21 protein-coding genes and 2 pseudogenes are annotated in these 26,332 nt (G+C 44.2%); 12 read left to right on the top strand and 11 right to left on the bottom strand.

Features of this window, described 5'->3' with window-relative positions:
• Nucleotides 1-127: 127 nt before the first annotated feature.
• Together ispH and recJ are read left to right on the top strand one after the other, a co-directional pair.
• Entirely contained in the window at nucleotides 128-1,069 is a 942-nt protein-coding gene (gene ispH / locus U0021_RS06805; RefSeq protein WP_078255383.1) for a 4-hydroxy-3-methylbut-2-enyl diphosphate reductase, read from the top strand.
• Nucleotides 1,069-2,820, top strand: a complete 1,752-nt coding sequence (gene recJ, locus U0021_RS06810) for a single-stranded-DNA-specific exonuclease RecJ (RefSeq protein WP_114799832.1) — start codon at nucleotides 1,069-1,071, stop codon at nucleotides 2,818-2,820. Before ispH ends, recJ begins: the two co-directional genes overlap by 1 nt.
• A 3-nt stretch (nucleotides 2,821-2,823) precedes the next feature.
• Here recJ and U0021_RS06815 read toward each other — a convergent pair whose 3' ends face one another.
• The 3 genes and pseudogenes from U0021_RS06815 to queE all read right to left on the bottom strand — a co-directional run bounded on the left by U0021_RS06815 (nucleotide 2,824) and on the right by queE (nucleotide 5,253).
• On the bottom strand, nucleotides 2,824-3,468 hold the full coding sequence (locus U0021_RS06815) for a trimeric intracellular cation channel family protein (protein WP_114799833.1): 645 nt from the start codon (nucleotides 3,466-3,468) through the stop codon (nucleotides 2,824-2,826).
• Nucleotides 3,465-4,430: pseudogene (locus U0021_RS06820) on the bottom strand (multidrug resistance efflux transporter family protein). The gene U0021_RS06815 and the pseudogene U0021_RS06820 overlap by 4 nt, the downstream one beginning before the upstream one ends.
• 103 nt (nucleotides 4,431-4,533) lie before the next feature.
• Entirely contained in the window at nucleotides 4,534-5,253 is a 720-nt protein-coding gene (gene queE, locus U0021_RS06825) for a 7-carboxy-7-deazaguanine synthase QueE (protein ID WP_114799901.1), read from the bottom strand.
• Between the two features lie 587 nt (nucleotides 5,254-5,840).
• On the opposite strand from queE, the gene U0021_RS06830 reads away from it, so the two are divergent.
• From U0021_RS06830 to U0021_RS06865, 8 genes are all read left to right on the top strand, one after another.
• On the top strand, nucleotides 5,841-7,205 hold the full coding sequence (locus U0021_RS06830) for a diaminobutyrate--2-oxoglutarate transaminase (RefSeq protein ID WP_114799834.1): 1,365 nt from the start codon (nucleotides 5,841-5,843) through the stop codon (nucleotides 7,203-7,205).
• A gap of 114 nt (nucleotides 7,206-7,319) precedes the next feature.
• Nucleotides 7,320-8,858 (top strand): type I restriction-modification system subunit M, encoded by a 1,539-nt coding sequence (locus U0021_RS06835; RefSeq protein ID WP_114799835.1) that lies wholly within the window; start codon nucleotides 7,320-7,322, stop codon nucleotides 8,856-8,858.
• Between the two features lie 7 nt (nucleotides 8,859-8,865).
• The gene (locus U0021_RS06840) at nucleotides 8,866-9,978 is read left to right on the top strand and encodes a restriction endonuclease subunit S (protein ID WP_114799836.1); all 1,113 of its coding nucleotides are present in this window, start codon (nucleotides 8,866-8,868) and stop codon (nucleotides 9,976-9,978) included.
• Between the two features lie 170 nt (nucleotides 9,979-10,148).
• Nucleotides 10,149-11,273 carry a Fic family protein gene (locus U0021_RS06845; RefSeq protein WP_114799837.1) on the top strand — a complete coding sequence of 375 codons (1,125 nt, stop codon included), beginning with the start codon at nucleotides 10,149-10,151 and terminating at the stop codon, nucleotides 11,271-11,273.
• A 36-nt stretch (nucleotides 11,274-11,309) separates the two neighbouring features.
• Nucleotides 11,310-14,465: a type I restriction endonuclease subunit R gene (locus U0021_RS06850; protein ID WP_114799838.1), complete on the top strand. Its 3,156-nt coding sequence runs from the start codon at nucleotides 11,310-11,312 to the stop codon at nucleotides 14,463-14,465.
• The gene (locus U0021_RS06855; protein WP_114799839.1) at nucleotides 14,465-15,076 is read left to right on the top strand and encodes a restriction endonuclease subunit S; all 612 of its coding nucleotides are present in this window, start codon (nucleotides 14,465-14,467) and stop codon (nucleotides 15,074-15,076) included. Before U0021_RS06850 ends, U0021_RS06855 begins: the two co-directional genes overlap by 1 nt.
• Before the next feature lie 34 nt (nucleotides 15,077-15,110).
• A complete protein-coding gene (locus U0021_RS06860) occupies nucleotides 15,111-15,692 on the top strand; it encodes a restriction endonuclease subunit S (RefSeq protein ID WP_114799840.1) in 582 nt (193 codons plus the stop codon).
• Between the two features lie 66 nt (nucleotides 15,693-15,758).
• A complete protein-coding gene (locus tag U0021_RS06865; protein ID WP_114799841.1) occupies nucleotides 15,759-17,303 on the top strand; it encodes a pyridoxal phosphate-dependent decarboxylase family protein in 1,545 nt (514 codons plus the stop codon).
• A 68-nt stretch (nucleotides 17,304-17,371) separates the two neighbouring features.
• Here the strand turns inward: U0021_RS06865 and uvrC are convergent, their stop codons facing one another.
• Nucleotides 17,372-19,222 (bottom strand): excinuclease ABC subunit UvrC, encoded by a 1,851-nt coding sequence (uvrC, locus tag U0021_RS06870; protein ID WP_114799842.1) that lies wholly within the window; start codon nucleotides 19,220-19,222, stop codon nucleotides 17,372-17,374.
• Between the two features lie 93 nt (nucleotides 19,223-19,315).
• Here uvrC and U0021_RS06875 point away from each other — a divergent pair, with 93 nt between their 5' ends.
• On the top strand, nucleotides 19,316-19,825 hold the full coding sequence (locus U0021_RS06875) for a DUF4442 domain-containing protein (protein ID WP_162816780.1): 510 nt from the start codon (nucleotides 19,316-19,318) through the stop codon (nucleotides 19,823-19,825).
• Between the two features lie 37 nt (nucleotides 19,826-19,862).
• Here the strand turns inward: U0021_RS06875 and U0021_RS06880 are convergent, their stop codons facing one another.
• The gene (locus tag U0021_RS06880) at nucleotides 19,863-20,546 is read right to left on the bottom strand and encodes a phosphoglycolate phosphatase (protein WP_114799902.1); all 684 of its coding nucleotides are present in this window, start codon (nucleotides 20,544-20,546) and stop codon (nucleotides 19,863-19,865) included.
• Between the two features lie 526 nt (nucleotides 20,547-21,072).
• Between U0021_RS06880 and U0021_RS06885 the strand changes: the two genes are divergently transcribed.
• Nucleotides 21,073-21,618, top strand: coding sequence for an outer membrane protein (locus U0021_RS06885; RefSeq protein ID WP_114799844.1), 546 nt, complete (start codon nucleotides 21,073-21,075; stop codon nucleotides 21,616-21,618).
• 107 nt (nucleotides 21,619-21,725) lie between these two features.
• On the opposite strand, the gene gluQRS is transcribed toward U0021_RS06885, so the two are convergent.
• The 6 genes and pseudogenes from gluQRS to U0021_RS06915 form a co-directional block, all read right to left on the bottom strand.
• Entirely contained in the window at nucleotides 21,726-22,643 is a 918-nt protein-coding gene (gene gluQRS / locus U0021_RS06890) for a tRNA glutamyl-Q(34) synthetase GluQRS (RefSeq protein WP_114799845.1), read from the bottom strand.
• A gap of 4 nt (nucleotides 22,644-22,647) precedes the next feature.
• Nucleotides 22,648-23,067: an RNA polymerase-binding protein DksA gene (gene dksA, locus U0021_RS06895; RefSeq protein WP_049236611.1), complete on the bottom strand. Its 420-nt coding sequence runs from the start codon at nucleotides 23,065-23,067 to the stop codon at nucleotides 22,648-22,650.
• Between the two features lie 95 nt (nucleotides 23,068-23,162).
• Nucleotides 23,163-24,022, bottom strand: a pseudogene (locus U0021_RS06900) (metallophosphoesterase).
• A complete protein-coding gene (locus tag U0021_RS06905; RefSeq protein WP_078255368.1) occupies nucleotides 24,015-24,818 on the bottom strand; it encodes a metal ABC transporter permease in 804 nt (267 codons plus the stop codon). The pseudogene U0021_RS06900 and the gene U0021_RS06905 overlap by 8 nt, the downstream one beginning before the upstream one ends.
• On the bottom strand, nucleotides 24,815-25,591 hold the full coding sequence (locus U0021_RS06910) for a metal ABC transporter ATP-binding protein (protein WP_114799847.1): 777 nt from the start codon (nucleotides 25,589-25,591) through the stop codon (nucleotides 24,815-24,817). The genes U0021_RS06905 and U0021_RS06910 overlap by 4 nt, the downstream gene beginning before the upstream one ends.
• Nucleotides 25,569-26,084, bottom strand: coding sequence for a transcriptional repressor (locus U0021_RS06915; protein ID WP_049236605.1), 516 nt, complete (start codon nucleotides 26,082-26,084; stop codon nucleotides 25,569-25,571). Before U0021_RS06915 ends, U0021_RS06910 begins: the two co-directional genes overlap by 23 nt.
• Nucleotides 26,085-26,332 lie beyond the last annotated feature (248 nt).

Below are 26,332 nucleotides of genomic sequence, written 5' to 3' on the forward strand. Positions count from 1 at the left end.
CAGTTTGAATATAAAATAATCGCTTTGGCGCACGCTGATCGGTGGAGGGATTTGGGGGTGGGTGCTAGGTTTATTGGCTAAAATTTGCTAAAATGAGTGGATGTTTTGATGGATTTTGAGTAACGAGATGAAAATAGTACTAGCCAATCCGCGCGGATTTTGTGCGGGCGTGGACAGAGCGATCGCGATTGTGAATGAGGCTTTGCGCCGGTTTAATCCGCCGATTTATGTTCGCCATGAAGTGGTTCATAATAAATTTGTGGTTGAGGATTTGGCGCGCCGAGGGGCAGTTTTTGTTGAAGAGCTTGACGAAGTGCCGGATGGGGCGATTGTGATTTTTTCGGCGCACGGCGTCTCAAAAGCGGTCGAAGATGAGGCAAAAAGACGCGATTTGACTGTGTTTGATGCCACTTGCCCATTGGTGACCAAAGTGCATATCGAGGTGGGTAAATTTGCCAAAGAAGGCATGGACGCCATCTTAATCGGTCATGCAGGTCATCCTGAAGTTGAAGGGACAATGGGGCGTTTTGATACCAGTTTTGGGGGACGCATCCATTTGGTTGAAGATGTCGAGGATGTGGCTAAGCTTGACTTTGAGCGTGATAAGTCCTTGGCATTTGTCACACAGACCACCCTGTCAATGGATGATACTGCTAATGTCATCGATGCGCTCAAAGATCGCTTTCCTGCCATCAATGCCCCACGAAAAGACGATATTTGCTATGCTACCCAAAATCGCCAAGACGCTGTCAAGATGCTCTCTAATGAGTGCGATGTGGTGTTGGTGGTGGGCAGTCCAAATTCCTCTAACTCAAACCGTCTGCGCGAGCTTGCCGAACGCATGGGCAGACGAGCGTATTTGATCGATAATGCAGGTCAGATGGATCGATCGTGGTTTGATGGGGTTGGGTCAGTTGGCGTGACCGCAGGGGCATCGGCGCCTGAGATCTTGATCCAAGAAGTACTTGACACCTTACAGCAGTGGGGGGCTGATGCGCCCACGGAGCTGTCGGGTATTGAAGAAAATGTTACTTTCAGCTTGCCAAAGTCATTGACCAAGGCAGGCTGATGGCGCATTTTAATTTAACCCCAAGGCTGACTGAGTCTGTCGATGAGCAGCTTTATCATCAGGTTGGTTCTTTGGCGCTTGCACGCGTTCTACAGGCTAGGGGTGTGCATGATCTTAGCCAAATGGATACCGATATCTCTCAGCTGCTTGCGGCGGCAGATCTGATGGGGATCGATGATGCCATAGCGCTCATCGATGAGGCGATTGATCGGCGCGATCAAATTTTGATCATTGGCGATTTTGATTGTGATGGCGCCACCAGTACCGCTTTGATGGTGCGTGTGCTACGCCAAATGGGCGCTTTGGTGGATTTTTTGGTGCCTGATCGCTTTAAGTTTGGCTATGGGCTGACACCGCAAATTGTTGAGCACGGCGCTGCACTGTATAGCCCCAAATTAATCATCACGGTCGATAACGGCATCTCAAGCCATGATGGCGTGGCAGCTGCCCATCAGATGGGGATTAAGGTTGTTATCACCGATCATCACTTAACGACCAAGCCTTCTCCGCCTGCTGATGCAGTGGTCAATCCCAATCAGCTGGGCTGCGACTTTGGCAGCAAATGGCTGGTGGGCGTGGGCGTTGCTTTTTATGTGATGGGCAGGCTTGCCAAGCATCGGCGGCAGCTTGGTAAGATGAGCGCAAGTGTCGCTCAATATCTGGATTTGGTCGCGCTTGGCACCGTTGCTGATCTTGGGGTGCTCGATCAAAACAATCGCATTTTGGTCACTCATGGGCTCAATCGCATCCGTCAAGGTCAGTGCGTGATCGGCATGTTAGCCATCTTAGAGCAGGCAGGTAGGCAGGCTCAGATGATCACCAGTGAAGACTTTGGCTTTGCCATCGCGCCTAGGATTAATGCTGCTGGGCGCATGGATAATATGCGTATCGGCGTTGAGTGCTTACTCACCGATGACTGGGGGGAGGCGCACCGATTGGCGATTGAGCTAAATAAGCTTAATTATGCGCGCCGCAGCGTTGAGATGACCATGAAAGATGATGCAGTCGCCATCATAGACTCTTTACCACTTTTTAACGATGCGCCGCCTAAGGGAATTGTGCTGTATCAAGATGACTGGCATCAAGGCGTGATTGGTATTGTTGCAGGTCGCCTAAAAGAAACGCTGTATCGTCCAAGCATTGTATTTGCGCCCGCAGATCCCGACGCTTTGGGTGATGAAGATGACATCAAAGGCTCCGCGCGTTCTATCGCTGGCGTGCATATTCGCGATGTCATCGAAAGTGTGGCGGTCGCTCATCCTGGCTTGATCAAGCACTTTGGTGGTCATGCGATGGCGGCAGGCTTGACGCTCAAAAAAGCAAATTTTGAGCGCTTTGCACAAGCATTCCAAGATGAGCTGGCAGGCTTTGATGAGGCGTTATTTTATGAAGAAAAGTTCACCGATGGCGCGCTTTTGCCTGAAGAGTTCAGTCTAAATTTTGCAGATAAGCTTAAAAGTATCAGTGTTTGGGGTAATGGCTTTGTGCCACCTGTATTTGATGGCGAATTTGAAGTCATCAATCAGCGCATCTTAAAAGATAAGCACCTAAAACTCACCCTAAAGATGGCAGGTGTGCAATATCCGATTGATGCGATTTGGTTCAATTATCGGGCAGATGATTGGGATTATCGAGCGTTTGGCGTGCATATTTTATATACTTTGGATATTAATGAGTGGCAAGGCAGCCAAAGTTTGCAACTGATCATTAAAGATTTGGCGGTGATTAGCACAGCGGCGTTGATGGGATAAGTGTTATTTGTCTTTATTTAATTGAATGGATGGCAGATGCCAATCAAATTTTATCGCCATCATGCGTACCCCAAAAATGGTCGTAAGTGTTAAGCTTTGCTTAATCCAATCTGCCACCGTCAGATGATCCAAAACCAGATATAATACAGAGCCTATGATGCTGGCGCTGATGTAGATTTCTTTTTGGAGCACTAAAGGGATTTCATTACAAATCATATCACGCATGATGCCGCCAGCAATGCTTGTTAGCACCGCCATCATCACCGCAATCAGTGGATGGGCATCAAACGACAGCGCCACCGTCAAGCCAATCACGCTAAAGGCGGCAAGACCGATGGCATCAAAAAATTTCAGTGCGCCATCAATGTGCTGATGGCGATGAAAAAACATCTGGCATAAGATGGATGTGATGGTGATGACCACGACATAAGTCAAATCCGTCATCCAAAACAGTGGGTGGCGACCAAGCATGACATCACGAATGGTGCCGCCGCCGATGGCATTGACCATCGACACCAAAATACCGCCAAATAAATCAAAACGCTTATACATCGCCAAAGTGGTCGCAGCGATGGCACAAGCGATGATGCCGATCATATCCAGCAGATAAATCAGTATCTCGGTATTAAAATTACCTAAAAATGTCATTGTTGCCGCATCCTTGAAAATAATACAAGTCCTGCTGTCACCATCAAAATCCCAGCCCAGCTGAGTATGGGCGGTATCGGCGTACCCAGCAGTATCATGCCACCGACGAGCGAAAAAATAACTTCGGTGGCTTGCGTGGCATCGACTGCAGCGACTTGACCGCTATTATTCGCTTGGGAGCGTGCCAGTAGAAAAATACTGGTGGCAATCACGCCAGCAAACAGTGCAACCAAAAGCGCATTAAAGGCTTGGAAGATGCTTAGTGTGGGTGGCTGCACCTATAAAGCCAATATTGCCCAAAACGGCAGCGAACCCACCGACAAAAGCCACACTTTATGTAAGGGGCTTGCGACCAGCGCCTGTGTTAGATGGGGAATGTGTCGCCGCCACGCATGATCGCTAGGCGTTCTAGTGGCGTACCATAGCATTTGATTGCCGATAGGAAAACAAAACCCAGCCGCCAAAGCAGGTAGTGCGCCATAAAGCAGCAGGGTGCTCAAAGAAATATTGCTTGATGAATGCAGTCCTTCACCTACGTTGGTGAGTACCACGCCTGCAAAGATCAGTAAACTTGTACCAATGGTAGCAGCGCCCAAACGCTCACCCAATAATCCAAGGATGATTAAGCTTGCCACAGCAGTGAATTGAAATGTGGCGGCAATGACCCAACCAGGCGCATAATCTGCACCAAAGCATAACAGTGCATAAAACCCACCAAATCCAACGCTGCCAGCGGCACAATAAAAACGCCAATTTGCCCAAAACAATCGACACAAATCCATCAAAGTGCGCACGCCACTTGTGATCATCACCAAGATGCTGATGATCAAACAAATAAATACATAGCGTAAACTTGCCGACCAAAACCAATGACCGCCTTGGCTTGCCATCAGTTCATTAAGCACAAATGTTGAGCTAAAAAAGCCGCCAGCAATCACACCTAAAATGATCAGCTTTAGCATGGATGTTTCCTGATTGATGCGTTATCACTGTGATGAGCTGGCAGTTTTTGGTGTATCAAAGCTGCCTTTGTCATTGAGTGAATCTACTGTGATAATGGATGAGCTATTTGCCTTTGGCGTCTGCCCAAATGATCTTGTGCAGCTGTAGCCCCAATCGCACTGGTAAAGCGTCTGCCAAGATCCACTCAGCAAGGTTGGTTGCGATGGTGGGTGCTTGACTGGTAGTTTCATTAATATTAAACATGGGCGACAGCCAAACCGTACCAACCCGCTCATGTAGTGCATGGTGTTCGATCATTTGTTTTGCCCAGTCATAGTCGGCACGATCGGCGATGACAATTTTAATCTGATCGTGAGAAGTGAGATGTGCCAAATTTTCCCAAAGATTTTTATCGGCTTCACCTGACGAAGGCGTCTTTAGATCCATGACTTTGGAAACCGAGCGCGGCACATCAGCCACAGATAAAGCACCAGCCGTCTCAAGACTGATCTCATAGCCTGCCTCAAGCAGGCGCTGCATCAGCGCGATGGCATTCGGCTGAGCCAGTGGTTCACCGCCTGTCACGCAGACGCGCTTGCAAGGATATTGGGCAATGTGCGCCATGATAGCATCAAGCCCCCAGCGCTCACCGCCTGAAAATGAATAGGTGGTATCACAATAGGTGCAGCGTAGCGGACAGCCTGTCAAACGAATAAAAACGGTCGGCAGCCCAGAAGTCAGCGCCTCACCTTGAAGTGAATAAAAGATCTCCGTAAGCTTCAATCCAGCTTGCGGATCGGTGGTTGGGATTTTGGTATTTCTAAGAGTGTCTGCTTGATTCACGATGTATCTGGCTTTCAAAAATGGCTGATAAAATGCCAATATTGTACCAAACAATCACTCAGCGTGGCGAATTATCTTGTATATATCGGTGAATCTTGGCTCAATTTATCCTTGTGCTTTGATCAAGCTTTTGGCAGGATTGAGAATCGCTGCGGCAAACTTAAGCTGATTTGACCAAAGTTATGATCAAATTTGGACAAAAAGTCTTTACATTTTTCAATAAGCGTGTATGATACCTGCTGAGCCGAAAGGTATCTTATCGATCGGCTCATAAGAACTTAACAGCGTAATAAATTTAATTTACCATTGTCAATAAATTTTCATTAATTCATGGTAAATTTCAAAAAAGGTTTTAAGATAATAAATCAAAGACAAATCTGATAGTAAGTTTGCTGTTTTATCAAAAACAGATAACCCAATATCAAACTGATGACGCGGTGTGCGCATGAGTTTGTCTGCCATTTTTATTTAGGCAGCTCTTTATGGAGTGGTCTGATAAATCTTAGAACCTATACAGGCAGTATAGGTTTTTTTCGTTAAGCATCTGTGCTTTTTTCTTCAACCCTTATCTGAGATGGTAATCCGATATGAGCGTTCACACCCCTGTAATTCCCCCACAAAATGCAACCAATGACTACTACCTAACTCGCCAAAATGAGATGGAGTCAAATGTTCGCAGCTACCCCCGCAAGCTACCCCTAGCCATCGCCAAAGCTCAAGGCTGCTGGGTGACAGACGTGGAGGGTAATGAATATCTTGACTGTTTGGCAGGTGCTGGTACTTTGGCACTGGGTCACAATCACCCTGCGACCATTAACGCCATCAAAGATGTGTTAGACAGCGGATTGCCACTGCATACGCTTGATATCACCACACCCATCAAAGATGCCTTTACCGAAAAACTGCTGTCGTTTTTCCCCAAAGATTTTGTTTTGCAGTTTTGTGGTCCGACAGGGGCAGATGGCACCGAGGCGGCGATTAAGCTTGCCAAAACTTATACAGGTCGTGATAATGTGATTGCCTTTAGTGGTGGCTATCATGGGATGACGCATGGGTCGCTTGCGATGACGGGCAATCTCTCCGCCAAAGAAAAAGTCGGTAATCTCATGGCGGGCGTGCAGTTTATGCCTTATCCGCATGAGTATCGCTGTCCTTTGGGCTTAGGTGGTGAAGCTGGCGTGGATGCTTTGACTTATTATTTTGAAAACTTTATTGAAGATGTAGAGTCTGGCGTGGTCAAACCTGCTGCTGTTATCCTAGAAGCCATTCAAGGTGAGGGCGGTGTGGTGCCAGCCCCCAAAAAATGGCTACAAAAAATCCGTGAAGTCACCGCCAAGCATGACATCGTGCTGATTTTGGATGAGGTGCAGGCAGGCTTTGCTCGCTCTGGTAAGATGTTCGCCTTTGAGCACGCCGAGATTGTCCCTGATGTGGTGGTGATGAGTAAGGCGGTGGGCGGCGGCTTGCCTTTATGTGTGCTTGCTATTAACAAAAAGTTTGACGCATGGGCGCCTGCTGGACATACAGGCACATTCCGTGGCAATCAGCTTGCCATGGCGGCAGGCTATAATGTTTTGACCGAAATCACCGAAAATAATCTTGCCGAAAACTCACGCATTCAAGGTGAGTTTTTGCGCGGTGAATTGAGAAAAGCAGCGGAACAGTACCCTTGTATCGGTCATGTGCGTGGACGCGGTTTGATGACGGGCGTTGAGATCGTGGATGAGCGTCAGCCTGCCGATCACATGGGCTCTTATCCTGCTGATGGCGAGCTAGCTGCCGCCATCCAAAAGGCGTGCTTTGATAATAAGCTACTTTTAGAGCGCGGTGGTCGTGGTGGTACGGTGGTGCGCCTACTTTGCCCAATCACCATCACCGCTGATGAATGCAAGGAAGTCATCGCACGCTTTACAAAAGCTGTCGATGAAGCCCTAAAAGCAGTGCGTGGCTGATATTATTAATTTATAGAGCTTGATATATAAGGCTTAGTATCACATACTAAGCCTTATTTTATGTTAGACTAATGCTATTTAATTTATCAATGAAATCAATCTAAGGAAGTTATCATGACGAATATGCAACAACGTGCCGAACTTCACCGCCGCATTTGGCAAATTGCCAATGATGTTCGTGGTTCAGTGGATGGCTGGGATTTTAAGCAATATGTTTTGGGGGCGTTGTTCTATCGTTTTATCAGTGAAAATTTTGCTGCCTTTTTTGATGATGAAGATACCAATTACGCAACGCTAAACGATAATATCATCACTGATGGTATTAAAGATGATGCCATCAAAACCAAAGGATTTTTTATTTATCCAAGCCAGTTATTTGTCAATGTCGCCAAAACTGCTCATAGCAATCCTAATTTAAATACTGACTTGGCAAATATTTTCATGAATATTGAATCATCTGCCAGTGGCTACGCGTCTGAACATGATATCAAAGGTTTATTTGCTGATTTTAATACCACCAGCAACCGCTTGGGTAATACCGTGGCGGATAAAAACAAACGACTAACCGCTGTGTTAAAAGGCGTTGCTGAACTTGATTTTGGTAATTTTAGCGACAGTCAAATTGACTTATTTGGCGACGCTTATGAGTTTTTGATTTCAAATTATGCTGCTAATGCGGGCAAATCAGGCGGTGAGTTCTTTACACCACAGCATGTCTCAAAATTGATTGCAAAACTCGCCCTATATGGACAGAGTGAAGTTAATAAAATCTATGACCCTGCCTGTGGCTCGGGTTCGTTGCTATTGCAAGCCAAAAAGCAGTTTGATGAACATGTCATTAAAGAAGGGTTTTTTGGGCAAGAAATTAACCATACGACCTACAACTTAGCTCGGATGAATATGTTTTTGCATAACATTAATTACGACAAGTTTCATATTGAGCTGGGTGATACGCTCATCGATCCAAAGCTCAAAGATGACAAACCGTTTGATGCGATTGTCTCTAATCCACCATACTCGATTAAATGGATTGGCTCTGATGATCCAGTGCTGATTAATGATGAGCGTTTTGCGCCAGCTGGAGTATTGGCGCCAAAATCTAAGGCAGATTTTGCGTTTATCCTACATGCGCTGAATTATCTATCTGCCAAAGGACGCGCAGCGATCGTTTGTTTTCCAGGGGTTTTTTATCGCGGTGGCGCGGAAGCTAAGATTCGTCAGTATTTGGTGGATAATAACTATGTGGAAACAGTCATTGCCTTAGCACCCAATTTATTTTTTGGGACATCTATTGCGGTGAATATTCTGGTGCTATCCAAGCATAAAACCGATAACCGCACGCAGTTTATTGATGCAAGTGAATTATTTAAAAAAGAAACCAATAATAATATCCTAACCGATGAGCACATCGACGCCATCATGACTTTATTTGCTGATAAAACAGATGTCGCCCATCAAGCGGTGATGGTGGAGTATGACGCCATCAAAGCCAATGATTATAATCTGGCGGTGAGCTCTTATGTAGAAGCCAAAGATACCAGAGAAGTGATTGATATTGATGTACTAAATGCCGACATTCGCCAAACTGTCGCCACAATCGACCGCTTACGAGCTGAGATTGATGAGATCGTAGCAGGGATTGAGGGGAGATAGCAAAACAATGAAAACCAATATCTTAACAATGATTGAGCGGGCGGAAGTGGTATGGAAACCGTTGGGGGGTATAGCTATTCTACAAAGAGGGAGAGTTATTTCAAAAACATATTTGGAAGAAAATAAAGGTATTTATCCTGTCTATAGTTCTCAAACCCAAAATAATGGAGAAATTGGTAGAATAAATACATTTGATTTTGACGGGGAATTCTTAAACTGGACTACTGATGGAGCTAACGCAGGTACAATTTTTTACAGAAATGGTAAATTTTCAATTACAAATGTGAGTGGATTAATTAAAATTAAATCTAATTCAATTATTATTTATAAATTCTTATATTATTGGCTAGTAATTGAAGCTAAAAAGTATGTTTATTCAGGAATGGGAAATCCGAAGTTAATGAGCCATCAAATAGAGAAAATCCAAATCCCCATTCCCCCACTCGAATTACAAAAAGAAATTGTAAAAAGACTTGACATTTTGACAGAGCTAGAAGCTACGCTAGAAGCTGAACTTACCTTGCGAAAAAAACAATATCACTATTATCGGGATTTTTTATTGTCCGAAAATGAATTGGCAAAGGTGGGGTTTGAGTGGAAGACTTTGGGCGAGATTGTCAATCTAAAACGTGGTAAAAGATTGGTGCGTAGCGAATTAGAAGAAACAGGAGAATATGCTGTTTACCAAAATAGTTTACAACCTTTAGGATATTATCATCAAGCAAATTGCCCATCAAATTCAACATTTATAATTACAGCTGGCGCCGCAGGCGAAATTGGTTATAGCTACACTGATTTTTGGGCTGCTGACGATTGTTATTATTTACAGTGTCCGAAAGACAAGTTAAATGATAGGTTTGTTTATCATGCTTTAATGAATCAAAAACAAAAAATTGTGGGACAGGTTAGGAAAGCAAGTGTGCCACGATTAGGAAGAAATTCTATTGAAAATATTAAAATCCCAATCCCGCCCCTTGACACCCAAGCCAAAATCGTTGCCATTTTGGATAAATTTGACCATTTGACGAGTTCTATCACGGACGGCTTGCCAAAGGAAATTGAGCTAAGACGCAAGCAATACGAGTATTATCGGGAGCTGCTTTTGGGGTTTGGTATGTAAACCAAAAATTTGCATAAAATGGTTGATAAGCCATTTTGCTGACCAAAAATGGTGGACAAACTTATTTGTAAACCAAAAAATGGTAAAATTGGTTGATAAACTTGTTTGTGAACCATGAATGTGCGACAATGTGATTTATCAACCAAAAATCATTAAAAATGGTTCACAAAATGAAAAAATTACTCAATTTTGAACATGCTATTTATTATCATGATGGTAAATTTCCGCCTCAGTCTATTGATTTGCAAAAAATCTTGCCTGCACTGCTCTCTGCCACCGATGCGATTTCTCGTTATGACCAAATGCTCAAAAATTTGCATAATAATGAAATTCTACTTGCACCACTACGCAACCAAGAGGCAGTGATTTCATCACGCATGGAGGGTACGATTAGTACCATGGATGAGATTTTGCAGTATGAAGCGGATTTTGCTGATGATGAATATTCTCCCCAAGTGCGTTCGGATATTATTGAAACACTCTTGTATCAGCGGACGCTAAAAAATGCACAACAAGCGATGATGGCAGGCTACCCACTGAGTACATCGCTACTAAAAACCATGCATGAACAGCTATTATCCTACGGTCGTGGTGCGAATAAATCCCCAGGCGAATTTAAAAAAGAGCAAAATTATCTGGCGGATACGATTTCTCGCCATATTTTATTTGTGCCTATCTCGCCTGAGCAGCTGCCTGATGGGTTGGAGCGTCTGTTTGAATACATCAATCACGACAGCAATCCGATTTTGCTAAAAACGGCGGTCAGTCATTTGGAATTTGAGGCATTGCACCCATTTCAAGATGGTAACGGGCGCATTGGGCGTATGCTCATCACGCTGATGTTGTGGTCGGCTGGAGTGATTTCGGCACCGCATTTTTATATTAGTGGTTATTTTGAAGAGCATAAAAATCGCTATGTGGATTTGATGCGTCAAGTATCACAGACGGGCGATTGGAATGAGTGGGTGATATTTTTTTTGGAGGCGATCGCTCATCAATCTGCCAAAAATTTACACATTGCCGAAAGTATCGTAGAGCTGTATGAAGAGATGAAAGCGGTGTTTAGTGATATTATCTCAAGCAAACATGCCATTTCTGTGCTTGATTATGTCTTTACCAATCCTGTATTTCGTAACAGTAGCCTATCACAAAAGCTAAATATCGCCCCAACCACAGCCAATAGATACACCAAGGCGCTGCATGAGCAAGGTATTTTGATGATTAGTGAAGAGGCAAGCGGTAGAACATCGACGCGCTACAGCTTTGAGCGATTAATGAATTTAGTGCGAGTGTGATGCATGATATTTACAAATGTATTTAAGGAAAAAACCATGACCACCCAAACCACCCCTGTCACTGAAACCAATCATTTTATCGTACTGGATAAATACGACAAAATGGATCAGGTCGGTAGCTATCAGACCGAGAGTGAAATGGAAAAGGAGCTCATCACCGACCTTACGGCTCAAGGCTACGAATATCGCACTGATCTAAAGACGCATGATCAATTACTTGCCAATGTCCGCGTGCAGTTACAGAAGCTGAATGATACAATGTTCACTGATTCAGAATGGCATCGCTTCGTGGCTGAATATTTGGATAAGCCCAGTGAGCATATGATAGAAAAAACTCGTAAGCTGCATGATGACAGTGCTTATGATTTTGTGTTTGATAATGGGCGTATCCAAAATATTCATCTACTGGATAAGACGAATCTGGGCAATAATACGCTGCAAGTCATTCATCAGTTTGAGCAGACGGGCAGTCATAAGAATCGTTACGATGTCACCATATTGGTCAATGGCTTGCCTTTGGTGCAGATTGAATTAAAAAAACGGGGCGTAGCTATCCGAGAAGCCTTCAACCAAATTCATCGCTATTCTAAAGAAAGCTTTAATAAAGAAAACTCACTGTTTAAATATCTGCAGATTTTTATTATCAGTAATGGCACCAATACCCGCTATTTTGCTAATACTACTAAGCGAGAAAAGGGTAGCTTTGAATTTACGATGAACTGGGCAAGGGCGGACAATGTCCCAATTAAGGATTTAAAAGATTTTACGGCGACCTTTTTTACCAGAAATACCTTGCTGAACATTTTGATCAAATACTGTGTTTTTGATAAAGATAATGCCTTGCTGATTTTACGCCCCTATCAGATCGCGGCGGCGGAGCGGATCTTATGGAAAATCAACAGTTCGCACAACGCCAAAAACTACAGCGACCCTAGCAGTGGCGGTTATATTTGGCATACCACAGGCTCAGGCAAGACCTTGACGAGCTTTAAGACAGCGCGTCTTGCGACACAGCTACCATTCATCAAAAAAGTATTTTTTGTGGTGGATAGAAAGGATTTGGACTATCAGACCATGAAAGAGTATCAGCGGTTTAGCCCTGATAGTGTCAATGGCTCGGACAGCACCAAGGGACTCAAGGCAAATCTTGAAAAAGACGACAATAAAATCATCGTCACCACCATCCAAAAGCTCAATAATCTCATGAAGTCAGAGCAGGGTTTGGCGATTTATAGCGAGCCTGTGGTGTTTATTTTTGATGAATGTCATCGCTCGCAATTCGGCGAAGCTCAAAAAAATCTGACCAAGCGATTTAAGAAATTTTGTCAATTTGGTTTTACAGGTACACCTATTTTCCCCGCCAATGCCATCGGTGCTGAGACGACCGCCAGCGTTTTTGGCGAACAGCTGCACTCTTATGTCATCACCGATGCCATCCGTGATGAAAAGGTGCTTAAGTTTAAGGTGGATTATCACAATGTCTTACCAAAGTTTAAAACCGATGAAAACGAGCAGGATTTAACCAAATTATCCGCCGCCGAGAACCGCAAGGCGCTGATGCATCCTGAGCGAATTCGTGAAGTCAGTAGCTATATTTTGGACAGATTTCATCAAAAAACTCACCGTAACAACGCCACAGGTAAGGGCTTTAATGCCATGTTTGCAGTCAGTAGTGTGGACGCTGCCAAACTGTATTATGAAACACTCAATGACCTCCAAAAAGACCGTGCCAAGCAGTTAAACATCGCCACGATTTTTTCTTATGCCGCTAACGAAGAACAAGACGCCATCGGTGAGATTGAAGATGAGGGCTTTGAGGTGACGGCGATGAATGCCAGTGCTAAAGAGTTTTTGGCAAAGGTGATTGATGATTATAATGCTAAGTTTACAACCAATTTTAGTGTGGATAGTAAGGAATTTCAGAACTACTACCGAGATTTGGCAAAGCGGGTCAAAGACCAAGAGATTGATTTACTGATCGTCGTCGGTATGTTTTTGACGGGCTTTGACGCCCCAGCATTGAACACCTTGTTTGTGGATAAGAATCTACGCTATCATGGGCTGATCCAAGCCTATAGCCGTACCAACCGCATTTATAATGCTACCAAGACCTTTGGTAATATCGTCACCTTTCGCAATCTAGAGAAGCCAACCATTGAAGCCATTACCTTATTTGGTAATCGCAGTACTCGCCAAGTGGTGCTAGAGCAGCCACTAGATAGCTATCTGGATGGCTATACTGATGTGCTGTCAGGGCGTGCCCATCGTGGCTTTGTGGATATCGTCAATGAGCTGAACGAACGCTTTGGCGAGCCTGATAATATCATCACCGAAAAAGACAAAAAAGAGTTTGCCAAACTGTTCGGCGAATATCTGCGCGCCGAAAACGCGCTACAAAACTTTGATGAATATCAAGCGATGGCAGAGCTCAAGCGCCTGCCACAGATCACTGATGAGATGGAAGAAGCCACAGCAGCTCAAATCAGCCAAAGTATCCAAGACATCCAAAATAAATATCAGCTTGATGACGAAACCCTGAGTAAGCTACAAGCCATTCCTATGCCAAGCGAGCGTATGATACAGGATTATCGTTCTACTTATAACGATATTCGTGACTGGAGTCGTCAGCAAAAGCAGGGCGAAGAGCAAGCCAAATCTACCATCAGTTGGGATGATGTCGTCTTTGAGGTGGATTTATTAAAATCCCAAGAGATTAATTTGGATTATATCTTAGAGCTGATTTTTGAACACAACAAAAAAACCAAGGATAAGACCATCATTGTTGATGAAATTCGTCGTCTGATCCGCTCAAGCTTGGATCATCGTGCCAAAGAAAGCTTGATTGTGGATTTTATCAATCAAACCGATCTTGACAATCTGCCTGATAAAGCAGGCGTGATAGAAGCGTTTTATCGATACGCTCAGAGCGAACAAAAAAAAGAAGCCGATGCGCTAATCATTGACGAAAATCTCAATACTGACGCTGCCTTGCGTTATATCGCCACATCGCTAAAGCGTGAATATGCCAGCGAAAACGGCACAGAGCTTAACGATATTCTGCCAAAAATGAGTCCGCTCAATCCACACTATCTCACCAAAAAACAAAGCGTTTTTCAAAAGATCGCTCATTTTGTGGAGAAGTTTAAGGGCATTGGTAATTTGGCAGGGTTATTTAATAAGGAAAGTGACTGATGGCACCGCATTTATTTTTGGAAAACTTACTCAATGGGCAGGCGGTGGAGTGGAAGCCATTGGGGGAGATTTTGGTCAGAACCAAAGGAACAAAAATCACTGCAGGTCAAATGAAAGAGCTGCATAAAGAAAATGCACCCATTAAAATATTTGCAGGTGGTAAGACATTTGCTTTGGTAGATTTCGATGATATTCCCCAAAAAGATATTAACAATGAACCATCAATTATTGTGAAATCAAGAGGAATCATTGAGTTTGAATTTTATGACAAACCCTTTTCTCATAAAAATGAAATGTGGTCTTATCATTCACAAAATGAAAATATAGAAATTAAGTTTGTTTATTATTTTCTGAAACAAAATGAACTTTATTTTCAGAAAATTGGCTCAAAAATGCAAATGCCGCAAATTGCAACACCAGATACAGACAAATTCTTAATCCCCATCCCACCCCTATCCGTCCAAAATCAAATTGTGCAGATTTTAGACGCATTTACCCAACTGACCGCCAAGCTGAACGCCGAGCTTGATATGAGACAAAAACAATATGAATATTATCGAGAGTTGCTCTTAAACTTTGATGATGTAAATAGCAGGGGGGGGGGAGAATAATCCTTTCTTTGGTGAAAATTTGGTATGGAGGACTTTGGGGGAGGTCGGCGAAGTTACCAAACTTGCAGGATTTGAATTTACTAATTATGTAAATTATAGCGATAATGGCAATATTATTGCATTACGTGGTTTAAATGTGAAAGGCGAGTTAGATTTAACCGATGTTAAATATATAGATGATAGTGACTTTTCTAAATTAAGCCGAAGCAAACTATTTATTGATGATATGCTTTTTACTTATGTTGGCACTGTGGGAAATGTTGCTTTAATTCCTGAAAATGACAAATATTATTTAGCTCCCAATGTAGCCAGAATTAGATTTAAGAATAAAGATTTTATTTTACCTAGATTTGCATTTTACTATTTTCAAACAAATTATTTTTTAAACAAGCAAATGGGGAAATATTTAAGCTCTTCATCAATGAAAAACTTAACTATGGAAAATATTAGAAAATTCCAGATCCCAATCCCACCCCTTGACACCCAAGCCAAAATCGTTGCCATTTTGGATAAATTTGACACGCTGACCCAGTCCATCAGTGACGGCTTACCGCATGAGATTGAACTGCGTCAAAAGCAGTATGAGTATTATCGGGAAATTTTGTTGTCGTTTTAACAGTCTAAGCACTGCCAAAATTGTGCTACAATAATGACATCTCCACCAACTAGGAAATCCTGCATTATGCCAACTTTTGACCAACACAGACAAGCACTCCTTTGTAACGATAGCCAATCCATCGCCGACTATGAGCGTGCGATGACCGATGCCGTGCAAGCCGTCAAAGCATGGCTACAAAACGATAAAATGTACACCGGCGGCAGTATCAGCGAGCTGCGCTCTCAGATTGCCTTTACTCCTGCCAAAGATGGCTTGGGCGTGGATAAGGCGTTGGAGCGATTGGTTGAGCTATTTTTAAACAAAAGCCTAAAAGTCCATCATCCGCATTCGCTGGCTCATCTGCATTGCCCAACCATGGTAACCAGTCAAATCGCCGAAGTGCTGATTAACGCCACTAACCAATCCATGGATTCATGGGATCAGTCGCCAGCGGGCTCACTGATGGAAGTTCAGCTCATTGATTGGCTGCGTCAAAAAGTCGGTTATGGCAGTGGTACGGCAGGCGTATTTACCTCAGGGGGCACACAGTCCAATCTGATGGGCGTGCTTTTGGCTCGTGATTGGTGCATTGCCAAGCATTATACAGACAAAGAGGGCAAGCCGTGGTCAGTGCAGCGTGATGGCATTCCTAGCGATGCCATGCAAAAGGTCAAGGTCATCTGCTCAGAAAATGCCCATTTTAGCGTCCAAAAAAACATGGCAATGATGGGCATGGGCTTTCAATCCGTGGTGACAGTACCTGTCAATGACCATGCCCAAATGGATACCGCCGCACTTGAAAGTATCATGACCGATCTACAAAATCAGGGCAATCTTGTGGCGTGCGTGGTGGCGACTGCTGGTACGACAGATGCAGGGGCGATCGATGACATCAAAGCCATTCGCAAGCTGTGCGATAGATTTGGGGCGTGGCTACACGTGGATGCTGCGTGGGGCGGCGCTTTGCTGCTGTCGAACGACTATCGGGATATGCTTGATGGCATTGAGCTGACCGACTCGGTCACGCTTGATTTTCATAAGCATTATTTTCAAAGCATCTCATGTGGGGCGTTTTTGTTAAAAGACGAAGCCAATTATCGCTTTATGCACTATGAAGCTGAATACCTAAATTCTGCCTATGATGAAGAGCATGGCGTGCCAAATCTGGTGTCTAAATCCCTACAAACTACTCGCCGTTTTGATGCCTTAAAGCTGTGGTTTACGGTAGAAGCTTTGGGTGAAGCGCTGTATGGCTCCATGATTGACCACGGTGTCAAACTCACTCGTGAAGTGGCGGAGTATATTCGTGCCACCGATGGCTTGGAGCTATTAGTTGAGCCACAGTTTGCGTCTGTGTTGTTTCGTGTTGTGCCAAAAGATTATCCTGATGAGTTTATCGACAGCCTAAATCAAAACGTCGCTGATGAGCTATTTGCCCGCGGAGAAGCCAATATCGGCGTAACGCGAGTCATTGATAGTAAGCAAAATGTTCAATCATTAAAGATGACCACATTAAGCCCCATTGCCACGCTAGATAATGTCAAAGCGTTATTGGGTCAAGTGCTCGCTGAAGCAGATAGAATCGGTGATGACATCAAAAATGGCACTTATACACCGCCAATTGATTGATATTTGAATTCATTTGACTTAATAAAAAGCCGCTTTGATGACTCAGCGGCTTTTTATTATTTATGTTATTATTCATGCAGCGCCTTATAAATCGTGCCGGCAAGCACCGTACCGATGCCTTTGACCTGGGCGATTTCATCTTGGGATGCGCCAAGTAGCTGCTGTATGCCCCCAAAATGATTCAATAAATCTCGTCTGCGTACCTGCCCAAGACCAGGGATGACCTCAAGCACCGAGCCTGAGCGCTTTTTGTCCCTTTTTTTACGGTGAGCGGTGATGGCAAATCGGTGCGCCTCGTCGCGGATTTGCATAATAAGATGCAGCGCTTTACTATCAGCGGGCAAATCCAATGGTTCGTGATTTACAAAGTGCAGCACTTCCAAGCCTGCTTTTCGCCCCTCACCTTTGGCGACACTGACAAGTAAGGTGTCATTTAATTTGCCAAGCTCGGTCAGTACTTCTATGGCGATGTTCAGCTGCCCTTTGCCGCCGTCGATCAATAATAAATCAGGCAAAGGATGCTTAGAATATCGGCGCATTAGAACTTGGCGCATGGCAGCATAGTCATCGCCTGCGGTGATGTCATGGATGGCGTATTGGCGATAGTCGCGCTTTCTAGGTCCGCCTTGATCAAAGACAACACAAGAGCCGATGGCTGCCTCGCCCATGGTGTGACTGATGTCAAAACACTCGATGCGATCAATGGTATCCTCGGTAATGGGCTTTAAAATCTCTTTAAGCTGATCAAAGCGCGAGCCAAGCTCTTGCCCATCTTTGAGTTTGGTGGTCAGAGCGTTACTGGCATTTAAATTGGCGATGGAAAGCCAGTCATCACGATGTGTAGTCACCCTGTGCTTAATTGTCGTGCGCTTATCAAACTGTGCTTGTAAAATATCTGCCAATACAGGCGCATCCTCGAGAGCGACAGATGTGATGATCTCATCAGGCAGATCATCGCTCACCTGAAAATAAAAGGATAACAAAAATTCTTTAAGACGCTCAGCATCAGTCTTGATATCAGGCTCGATGTCATCAGGAAAATAATTTTTACCGCCCAAGACTTGACCGCCACGCACTGTCAGGACACACACCGCCACCACGCCAGAGCGTACCGCGATGGCAAAGACATCCGCCTCGCCTTTTAGGCGAAACACTGCTTGTCTGGCTTGTAGCTCACTGATCATGGTAAGTCTATCGCGATAAAATGCCGCCTGCTCAAAGTTGAGCTCAGCCGCCGCTGTCTCCATTTTTTCGACCAAAATGGCTTGCACTTCATTAGAATAGCCTTGCAAAAACGCCAAAGCAGCGCGCACATCGGACTGATACTCTTCAGCGGAGACCATGCCGACGCAGGGCGCTTTGCACCGTTTGATTTGGTATTCTAGGCAAGGGCGTTTTCTAAGCTTAAAAAAACTGTTCGTGCAACTTCTGAGCATAAAAAGTCTTTGCATCAGCTGTAGTGACTCTTTGGCACTACGCGCCGATGGATAAGGACCAAAAAACCGCCCTTGGACATGCTTGCCCTTACCCCGCCCAATCGACAGCCTAGGAAATTTATCCGTACTGACATAGATATACAGGTAGGATTTGTCATCTCTGAGCAGGACATTATAAGGCGGTCGATGATTTTTGATGAGATTTTGCTCAAGCAAAAGCGCCTCAGTTTCGCCGCGTGTGATGATGATTTCGACATCGTGGATACGCTGCACCAAGGCTTGAGTTCTGGGGTGCTCGATCGTCTTGGCAAAATAGCTATTCACGCGATTTTTGAGCGATTTTGCTTTACCCACATACAAAATCTCGCCTGATTTGTTAAGCATTTTATAGACGCCTGGTCGATTGGGCAGGGTTTGTACCAAGGTTTTGAGCCGTTGGCGTCTTTGTGCGGGTGTTTCGTTTTCTAAGATGGTTATGGTCATTCTTGGATGAATTGCTCGTGTCATATCATGTATTTGACTTTCTTTTCAAATATATCTGTGGCAAAATGGCTTTTTCAAGTCGGGAGTGTGTTTATGTTTGCTCATACCAAATCAAAATTGGATAAACTTATCAAACAAGGCAAAAAAAGCACCTATCCACAGCTACTGCCTTATCTCATCAAAAAGCGTATGAATGCCTTTGCGCCGTTTGTTGGGGCGGGCATTCGTGTGCAGACGATGGATTTGGATAATGGGCTTTGTGTCATCGTGATGCCACTGACTCGCCTGAATCGCTATTTTGATGATAAGCAGTTTACCGGCAGTCTGATGATGATGACTGAACCATTTATCAAGGTGATCTTGGCGCATCGCTTGGGTAAGGATTATACCATCACAGACAAATCCGCTCACATTGAATTTTTTGCGCAAGCAGGCTCAGCAGTGACAGCACGCATTCGAGTAGACACCAGCGAAATCCTTGAAATCATTGAGCTGACCAAAACTGGTGAAATTATCCGAGAATACGACATTGACATCGTCGATGCTCATCAAAAAGTCGTGGCGACCATCACCAAAGCTGTCGTCATCACACCGAAAAATTAACCAAGATCCAACAGATTGCTTTGAGTGTGAACCATTGTTATTGATGATTTAAAATATAATCTGTCAAAGTATCAAAATCATCAAAAGCGGCATCAGGGTTCATAAGATCAATCGGTTCGCCATAATTATAACCATAACGCAGCGCAAGCGTGGTCATATCGGCAGCTTGACCTGCCAAAATATCGTTTTTTGAGTCACCGACCATGATCGCTGCCGCCGGCGTGATGCCTAGCGTCTCACAGATGTGCAGCAATGGGGCGGGATCGGGTTTTTTGACACTCAGCGCATCACCACCGATGACCAACTCAAACACATCTACCCATCCAAAGTGCGCCAAAATCTCAGGCAGGTAGCGAGATGGCTTATTGGTGCAGATGGCAAGCACAAACCCTGCCTGCTTTAAGCGCTCAAGACCTTGGCTAACCCCTATATAGCTTTTGGTTTTATCAATCGTTTGGCGAGCATATTCCGCCAAAAATATGTCATGCGCCAAATGTAGCACCTTATTATCATCAATCTTATGTGCAGCCAACGCACGCTCAACAAGCTTAAGCGATCCATTACCGACCCAGCTTTTGATGGTGTCAATTGGCATGACGGGCAACTCAAGCTGAGCATACATACGATTGACAGCCGCCGCCAAGTCAAGGGCGCTGTCGATCAGTGTACCGTCCAAATCAAATATAATCAGGCTTTTAGTGTGTGGTGCAGAATTTGTCATAATATGTCTCATCGGGGCTAATCAATAGTGCAGAGCAATCAAAGCATCATCAATGAATTGTAACACAGCTCATAAACTTTGGGGAATTTTGATATCCACAGCAATAATTGGCGTCAATCATGGTCAAATCATCTGTTTTTGATTGCTACAAATGACGATTTTTTATTTAAAGTTTTATAATGATCAAAAATAAAGTTGCTTTTTGGATCTTTATGCACGGATCATAGCCACTTTAAGCTAAAACTGACAAATTGTTGTCATGATGGCGTGGTCAGCGGCGCAAAGATTTCATCATATTTGTCAAATGCCTGTAAAAATTCGCCCGCTTAAGCAATCATGGCAACATTTCATTGCAATATTTGGCTGAATTTTGCCAAAACAGGGAATTTTTTGCAAAACTTTACACAGCGCCTATAAAACACGCACAGTCAAAATGAAATATTTTGTTACTATAGAACCATCTTCTTAGACAGCGGAAAAACCCATCCAAAGTCTAAAAATTGATTAACTACTAAGGAGAAAAACGATGAAAACTCTATCAAAAACTTTACTTGCTCTTTCTGCTTCGTCACTATTGGCTGTCAGCGCTAATGCAGCGATCAGCTATGGCACATCAGCAGAAGCACAGCCTTATGTGGGTGTGAAGATTGGTCAAATTGATGCTGATCAAATTGACGGCAAAAACACTGCTTATGGCGTGTATGCAGGTTATAACTTTGACCAAAACTTCGGTGCTGAAATCGAGTATGTCGGTTCTGACACAAAAGACTTCAATGTTGGTACTCGTCCAGTTGAAGGTGATGTGAAATCTTATGGCGCTTATGGTACATATCGCTACAATTTTGTCAACACCCCATTTTATGCCAAAGGCAAACTGGGCGTTGCTAAGACTGAAGTCGATGTGACCAGCCGTGATGCCATCCCTTACACTGATAACAGTGATAAGACAAGTCTAGCAGGCGGTGTGGGTGTTGGTTTCAAACCAGCAGCTAACTTTGGTATCGAAGCAAGCTACAACTACTTGTCAAAAGATGCTGATATGTTTGGTCTAGGTGCTCATTTGGCTTTCTAATTGCCAATTGAACAAACAAAAAAAGATCCTTGAATAAGGGTCTTTTTTTATGGCTATTTACTAGTAGTAAAAATTTTTGGCGATAAACATGCCAAACTGAGGCTTGGTCAGATGACAGCCAAAGTATGACGCTGCTTTAAAGGGCTATTATCCCAATGTTCAACGGCATGATTAAGAATTTCATGAGGTTTGGCACCACGCATCTCCTCGGTGGTGCGCTGACCTAAGAGCTTTAGTGCATATATCAGTGTTTCACTGGGCTGTTTTGTATCTATTGGCGTCGCAAGATTTTGTTTGGACAGCTTTTGACCATCTGAATTCATCAATAAAGGCAAATGATAGAAATAGCTCGGTGTCGGTAAGCGGCATTTGTGCAGAATATCAATTTGAGACACTGTCATGGGCATGATATCTAGTCCGCGCATGATGTGCGTGATGTTTTGTAAGCCGTCATCAATCGCGCAAGCTAAAATGTAATTAATCATTTGGTTTTGGCGCTTGACCACAACATCACCCAGGCTCAAAGCTGGATTATCCCAAATCACGCCTTGCAGCCCATCGACAAAAGCTGTCACAACATTGGGTAGCTGTAAGCGAAGTTTACTTTTGGGATGAGATTTATCCAAATTTTTATGCAGACAAAAGCGTGGATATAGGATGGGCTGATTGAGTGCGTGGGGTTCGGCGATGTGATTTCGGTGGGCGTCGAGCTGTTTTCTTGAACATTGGCAGGCATAGGTGAGGTCAGACAGTTTATCGGATAAAAAATCATTATAAATGTCTGTGCGTTCGGATTGGTACACAACTTCCCCATCCCAATGCAGTCCAAGTTTATTCAAATCATGTAAAATGCTGTCTGTGTACTCAGGTCGACAGCGTTCAAAATCCACATCTTCGATGCGTAACAGCCACTCACCGCCCAATGATTTGATATGACAAAAGCTCGCCACCGCTGTCGTCAGCGAGCCCAAATGAAGATGATGTGTCGGTGAGGGGGCAAATCGTCCAATTGGTTTTGGTATCAATGGGTTATTGACCGTGATTTTGTTTTTCTTTGATTTCAGAGAGTGTCTTACAGTCGATGCACTGTGTCGCAGTTGGACGAGCTTCTAGGCGACGCAGACCAATTTCTGTGCCGCAAGTTTCACAAAAGCCGTAATCCCCAGTTTCAATTTCAACCAAAGATTTGTCAATTTTTCGGATCAGCTTGCGCTCACGGTCACGTGTACGTAGTGCCAGTGCGAACTCCTCTTCTTGAGTGGCTCGGTCGTTGATGTCTGGCATGGTATTGGTTTCTTCGTGGATATAAGCCTTTGTGCGCTCAGCTTCCGTTACTAACTCTTCGCGCCAGTTTTTTAAGATGGTGCGAAAATGCGCCAACTGTGCATCAGACATGTAGTCTTCGCCATCAGTGGGCTGATAAGGGGTAAAGGTGGCTTCGTTTGTCATCCCGTTTCATCCTTATGGGTGGCAAGCGTTCATGATGAATTAAAGCTTGCGGGTCGTTAAACTGCCTTACGGCAAAAAAAATTGCAATTACTATATCAAAAGATGATTAAAATAGCTAATATTAATTTGCAATCATTAAGACAAATTAGCGCGTATTTTGCACCATTTGGATGTAACTTGATACCGTATCTGTGTTATCAATCTGTATCACGCGGCAGCCAGCAGGCGTGTTAGCAATTTGAAAATCATCGACAAAAGGCATGAATTGACGGTCTGTCGAGGGGCAGCTAAGAAGCTGAACTTGGTGCGCAAGTAGCGGCTTTAGAGTGTGGACTTGGTGCACGTGCCCACACAAAACCGTGTGAACATGAGCGTGCTTTTTAATCACGCGCCAAAAATCTTGATGATTTTGGAGCAAATAGTCGTCTATCCAAGCTGAGCCAACCTTTGTGGGATGGTGGTGTAGGGCGAGGAGGGTGTGTTCAGGGTGAGTGGCTAATGTTTGATCAAGCCATAGCAAAGTTTGATGATCTAATGCGCCAAATATTTCGCCTGGCACGCTGGAGTTGAGTAATAAAAGCTGCCAGTGATGCCCTGCTTGAAAAGTATATCGATAGCAGTTTTTTAGGCGCTGATCGGGCAAAATCGGGACATGTATCCGCTCGTGGTGCGCCAAATGAATGCCAATTTCGTGGGTCACATCATGATTGCCAGCGACAGCCAAATAGGGCGTTTTGGTTGCTTGCAGCCGATCAAACAGCCAGTCATAGGCATTGCTATTGCCGTCATTCACCAAATCGCCTGTCAAAAGCCATAAATCTGGGTTTAGGTGCTTTACTGCCCCAAAAACTTCCAAAAAACGCTGATAACTGGGCGCTTGACCAATTCTGCCTGTCAAATGCAGATCGGATAATTGAATGATCTTAAAAGTGTAATTGTCGGTGATGTTAGGCATATTTGCTCAGTATTTTTTTGCAAGCAAAGGTGGCAAAAAAGCCAATGGCAAGCATCAGTACGATTGATAAGCCTGTTTGAATATCAAGCCATACACTTCCCCACACCCCTGCGGTAACAGCAATTTGGGCAAATACGATCGATAAAAATACCATCATCGTTGGTGATCGTGCAAACAGACGGGCGATCAAGGCGGGTAAGATCAGCAGACCGCTGATTAATAAGCTGCCAACTGCCTGCAGCGCTACAGCACAAAAGCCCGCCAAAAGCCCCATAAAAAATAGGTGCTGATGCATAGGATTGATGCCCTGAATTTGAGCCAGTGCTTCAGAAGTTGCCAGTTTGACTTGAGACTGCCAGATGAGTTTTAAAATGATCAAACCGATTGCAATCAGCGCGCCAAGCCTTGGTAAATCCGACCAATCAATATCAAGCAAACTACCAAACAAAAATCCAAGCACATTGGCTTGCTGCTGAGTCAGCTGAGTCAGCGTCAGCAGTCCCAAACAAAGCAGTGTGGACGCCAGTACTGCCAAAGTGGCGTCATTGGGCAGTCTTTTATCTTTGAGCAGCGTTAAGGCGATGATGACGGCAATGCTAATCATACCAATGCCCAAATCGGCAGGCAGTTTTAGCCATACGGCGAGCGCCACGCCAAGCAGTGCACCATGCGCCAAGGTGTCCGAAAAAAAAGCCATACGCCGCCATAAGACCAAGCAGCCTAAGGGTGCGGATAATAATGCAATCAATACACCAGCGATCCAAGCAGGTGCGATAATTGGTAGCCAGTCACTCATGCGGTATCTCGATGTTTATGACCGCTCTCAAGATGCTCATGATCCAGATGGTGATCGCAGTGGGTGTGTTGATGTATATAAGGTGCTTGATAACCAAAAAGCTGCACAAATTCAGGCGCGATCGCAATTTGACTTGGCACGCCTTGACAGCAGATATGCTTATTTAAGCAGATGACGCGGCGAGAGCCTTTCATGACCCAGTGTAAATCGTGTGACACCACAAGCATCGCACACTGTAAAAAGTCGGGCAGCTGATCCAAAAACTGATACAGCCAGCTTTCGCTTTCGGGATCCAATCCTTGCATGGGCTCATCAAGGATTAAGAGTTCAGGCTTATCCAATAAAGCACGAGCAAGTAGTACGCGCTGTGTCTCACCACCTGATAAATGATGCATCTGTTTGGGTAATAAAGATGTAATGGACAGCTTGTCAAAAATGTCATCTTTTTGAGCTTGAGTTAACCGCTTTGGATTGGCTTGTCTGAGTAAATCGATGACGCGTAAGGGCAGGATGGTTGGTACATTAAAGCGCTGCGGCACATAGCTGATCTGACGCACTTTTTTGGTAATTTTACCTTTGGTAGGCGTCAATAAACCTAAAATAAGCTTAACCAAGGTAGACTTGCCTGCACCATTTGGACCGATCAAGCTGATCATCTCGCCTGCATGAATACTCATGCTGACGCCACTGATCAAATCGCCATCGCTCACACGATAGCTGACTTGGTCTAACTGTAAGATAAGGGGGGTGTTATAACTTGCTGCGGCAGTCACGGCAGATGCCTTTGAGTTCTATGATGCTGCGCTCAACCAAAAACCCTGCATCTTTAGCAGCAAAATTCATCATGCTATCAACAGGAAGATTGCTGCATTCTTCCACTTTTTGACACTGTTGGCAGATCAAAAACGCTGCTGCATGTTGGTCTCTGGGATGGCAGCAAGGCACATACGCATTTATGGAGCTAAGCTGATGAATCAAACCTTCTTCAATCAAAAACTCCAATGAGCGATATACGGTCGGTGGTGCAATATTGGTTTTTTTTGCATTGACATCAGACAAGCGACTTTGCTGAAGTGCGCTGATCAGGTCGTACGCCCCCATCGGTTTGTCTGCCTGCAAAATCAGCCTAAACACTTCTTCGCGCAGCGGTGTAAATCTGGCTCCGCGTTTGGCGCAGTAGGCTTTAGCATCAGCCAAGCGCTGCTCGGGATTTTGATGATAGCCGCTATGATGATGGCTATGGCAATGATGATGAGCTGAATGCATAATAACCTTTTAAAATTAGGCGTAAAGTCAATAATCGTAAATCATATCCGATCAATAGGTATAAAATAAGCCAACCACCCCAGCAAATTGATTTCGTCCATAAATTTATCAATTTGACCGTTGATTGACTTTAACTTTATCAGTTATATTATAGCAGTAATTGTCAATGAAGACCATCATTTCAGGTCATATTTCAAATAAAACCAAGATGTTATCTAACACTTTTAATGGCAGATTTCATGTTATAA

Origin of the sequence: Moraxella canis (assembly GCF_034424565.1) — a bacterium.
GTDB classification, from domain to species: domain Bacteria; phylum Pseudomonadota; class Gammaproteobacteria; order Pseudomonadales; family Moraxellaceae; genus Moraxella; species Moraxella canis.